The organism is Spirillospora sp. NPDC049652, from assembly GCF_040675125.1.
Classification (GTDB): domain Bacteria; phylum Actinomycetota; class Actinomycetes; order Streptosporangiales; family Streptosporangiaceae; genus Spirillospora.
In genome coordinates, this window is record NZ_JBFAOF010000737.1 from 1 (window position 1) to 3,741 (window position 3,741).

Sequence of the window (3,741 nt, forward strand, 5' to 3'; positions counted from 1 at the left end):
GGCTGGAACGCCACCGCGGACGAGTCGCCGTGAGCGCCCGCGCCCGAGGGCCGGGGCGGGCCGGGCAGATCAGGCGGGCCGGGGAGATCAGGCGGGTCGGACGGTCGGGCCATGGCGGTGCTCCTGTCGCGACACGGAACCGAACAGAACCTTGCTGACGCTTGCCGGAGGCCGGACGGGCCGCGCGGGTGGGCGGCGGTCGGGACCGCAGGGGCGCGCCCGCGCGGCGCGGTCAGGCGCCGGGACCCTCCCCGCCCGGCTCGCTCCGGTGCCGGGCGGGCCGCGGTTCGGGCGCGTCCGCCGGAGGGATGTCCGGCGCGGACTTGCCGACCGGCGCGGCCCCGCCCGGGCGGCGGCGCTCGCGCATCGGCGCGAACGTCGCGGTGTCCGGGACGCTCAGCCGGGCGCACCGGCACAGCGCGTCGCCCGCGCCCGCCTCCACGAACATCGTCGCGCCCGCCTTGGCGACCTCGGCCAGCGTGTCGGGCAGCCGGACGGGCCGCACGATGCAGTCCGCCAGCGCCCGGTGCAGGTCGTCGTCGTCGCGGTAGGCGCGGCCTCGCACCGGGGAGTGCACGGCCGTCTCCAGCGGACGGCGCGGGAACCGGCGGATCGTCTCGTACCACTCGTGGTCGGCCCCCGCCATCGCCGGATGGTGCGACAGGTACGGCACCGCGAGCCGGACCGCGCGCACGCCCCGGTCCCGGGCGGTCTCCAGCACCGCGTCCAGCTCGGCGTCCGGGCCCGACACCACCGTCGCCGACGGCGCGTTCAGGCACGCCACCACCACCTCCCCCGACACCGCCGAGCGGGCGCCGAGCCGTCCGCCGGGACGGACCCGGTGCGCGTCGGGGACCTGCCGCGCCTCCCGCGCGGCGCGCGCCCGCCGGGCGCTCTCGGCGATGACGGCGCGGGTGTCGTCCTCGGTGGTCTCCAGCAGGCCCATGCCGCCGCCCGCGCCGCGCCGCGCCAGGACCTCCACCGCCGAGACCGCGATGCGCGCGCCGTCGGTGATGGAGAACGCGCCCGCGCACACCAGCGCGGCGATCTCGCCGAAGCTCTGCCCGACCGCGAACGCCGGGACGACCCCCGCCGCGCGCAGCACGCGGTCGATGGCGACCGAGGCGGTGTAGGCGGCCACCTGGGGGACGCCGGGCGTGCGGGCGGCGGCGCGGTAGGCGTCGGGGTCCTCCAGCAGGATCCGCCGCATCGACGGCCACTCCCCGGCGGCCGCCCGCCGGGCGGGATCGGCGGACGGGCCGGGGGCCGCGTCCGGGCCGTCCGGAGCGGCCGGGCCGGGCGGTACCGGCGGGACGGGGGTGCCGGGCGGGGGCAGGGCCTCGGCGACGGCGTCCAGCACGTCGCCGACCACCCGCGCTGCGGACGGGCCGGTCGCGGCCAGGGCGCGCAGATCGGGCGCGCCCGCGGAACCGGTGCCGGGGAACAGGAACGCGCAGACCTCGTCGTGAGCGAGTCGCGAGGGCCACGGGGGCGGGGCGGGGATCACACCGAACTCCTGACCGGGAAGGCGCACTTCCACTTCTCGACGGACAAACGTCACACAAGAACTTTGATGTGGAAAGAGAACTGCGAAATGGGATTATTCACTCATGGAATCCGGGTGCCGACAAGCGCCCTCCCGCCCACCGGGCGGGGGTTTCACCGCAGACAGACGGCACGGTCACCCGGAGTGAAAGGAGAACTGGCACAAAACACAACAAATGCCGCGCCGCACCCCGACCGCCAGAATCCGGCCGCGCTCGGCCGGACGAAGGAGAAAGCACGTGACGATCCCGTACGCCATCCCGTACGCCATCCACGGCACCGGCGCCCACCTCCCCGAGCAGCGGATCACCAGCACCGAGATCTCCACCGGCCTCGGCCTCGACCCGCACTGGATCGAGAACCGCACCGGCATCCGCGCCCGCCACCGCGCCGCCCCCGGACAGGCCGCCTCCGACCTGGCCGCCCACGCCGCCCGGGACGCCCTCACCGCCGCCGGCGTCGACGCCGCCGACCTCGCCCTCATCGTGCTCGGCACCTCCACCCCCGACGAACTCGGCCCCGCCACCGCCTGCCGCGTCCAGGCCCTCATCGGCGCCCACCGCGCCGCCGCCTTCGACGTCGCCGCCGCCTGCACCGGCTTCGTCCACGCCCTGCAGACCGCCGCCGCCCTCCTCACCGCGACCCCCGCCCACCCCGGCCCGACCGGCGGCGGCCGCGCGGGCGGACCCTACGCCCTGGTCATCGGCGTCGAGGTCTACTCCCGCTTCCTCAACCCCCGCGACCGCGCCACCAGCGCCCTGTTCGGCGACGGCGCCGCCGCCGCCGTCCTCGGACCGGTCCCCGCCCCCTACGGCATCACCGCCATGGGCATGGGCGCCGACGGCACCCGCGCCGACGACGTCCTCATCCCCGCCGGCGGCAGCCGAAGGCCCGCCACCACCGCCACCCTGGCCGCCCTCGACCACACCATCCACATGGACGGAGCCGCCGTCCGCGACTTCATCACCGCGATCCTGCCCCGCCTGGTCGCCGACGCCACCACCGCCGCCGACCTCAAACCCGCCGACCTCGCGCTGGTCGTCCCGCACCAGCCCAACCCCAAACTCGTCGCCGACCTCGCCCCCGCCGCCGGACTCGACCCCCACCAGCTCGCCATCGCCGGACACGACGTCGGCAACATCGGCGCGGCCAGCCTCCCCTACGCCCTGCACCGCGCCATCACCGACGACCGCCTCTACCCCGGCGACCAGGTCCTGCTCGCCGGCTTCGGCGCGGGCCTCACCTGGGCCCACGTCCTGCTCACCTGGCCGCCCCTCACCTGACCCTCCCCTTCCGACCCCGACACGCCGTCCCAGCGTTCCGGGCGGATGAACGCGCCCCCGGCCGGCCACCGACACCCGCGGCCTCCGGGGGCGTCGCAGTACCCGCACACCCCGCCACCGCGCTGCGCCGCCTCCTGGAGGACGGCCCGGAGCGACGCCGCGAGGTCAGGGCCTCGGGGGATCGACCTCGCCCGGGGCCGGGCCCGCGGCGCGCAGCAGACGCGCGCCGGCCTCGCGCAACCGGTCGGCGAGCTCCGGCGGCTCCAGCACCGTGAACTCCAACTCCAGATGCGCCAGCCGCATCGCCGTCCACTCCAGCGAACCCGGCGCCGTCCGCAGCAGGCACGCACCGCCGTCCAGCGGCTCGACCTCGTCGACCCGCACCCGCAGCCGGTCCGCCAGCACCTCCGCCGGAGCGTCCACACGCAGCACCGCCCGCACCACCGGACCGCCACCCGCCCGGCCCCGCCGCACCCACGCCGCCGGATCCCCGCCCGGAACCTCCCGCCTGGGCCCCCGCACGCCCGTCGGGAACGGCTCCTCCACCCGGTCCAACCGGAACGTCCGCCACGCCCCCGGGCCCCGCGCCTCCGAGCCGCCGGTCTCCGAGCCGCCGGCGTCCGAGCCGCCGGTGTCCGGGTCGCGGGCCTCCACGTCGAACGCGACCAGATACCAGCGGCGGCTCGCCGCGACCAGCGCCGACGGCTCCACCAGCCGCCGCGACACCCGGCCCTCCCCGTCCCGGTAGCCGAACCGGACCCGCTCGCCGTCCCGGCACGCCGCCGCCAGCAACGCCAGCACCCCCGGGTCCACGCGCGGACCGGCGTCCGGGCCGTCCACCGGAACCGTCGCGGCCGCCACCGCCGCCACCCGCCGCCGCAACCGCCCCGCGCGTGAACTGGCCGGCGCCGCC

At 77.6% G+C, this 3,741-nt stretch carries 3 protein-coding genes; 1 reads left to right on the plus strand and 2 read right to left on the minus strand.

Translation table 11 applies throughout. From position 1 onward, the window contains the following. Nucleotides 1–232 precede the first annotated feature (232 nt). Nucleotides 233–1,507, minus strand: a complete 1,275-nt coding sequence (locus AB0J52_RS31650) for an ACP S-malonyltransferase (protein WP_500186442.1) — start codon at nucleotides 1,505–1,507, stop codon at nucleotides 233–235. A 277-nt stretch (nucleotides 1,508–1,784) separates the two neighbouring features. Here AB0J52_RS31650 and AB0J52_RS31655 point away from each other — a divergent pair, with 277 nt between their 5' ends. Then, complete coding sequence (locus AB0J52_RS31655) at nucleotides 1,785–2,828, plus strand: 3-oxoacyl-ACP synthase III family protein (protein WP_500186443.1); 1,044 nt, start codon at nucleotides 1,785–1,787, stop codon at nucleotides 2,826–2,828. A gap of 165 nt (nucleotides 2,829–2,993) precedes the next feature. Here the strand turns inward: AB0J52_RS31655 and AB0J52_RS31660 are convergent. Then, the coding region (locus AB0J52_RS31660) for a helix-turn-helix transcriptional regulator (protein ID WP_500186444.1) at nucleotides 2,994–3,741 on the minus strand (748 nt) is incomplete at its 5' end.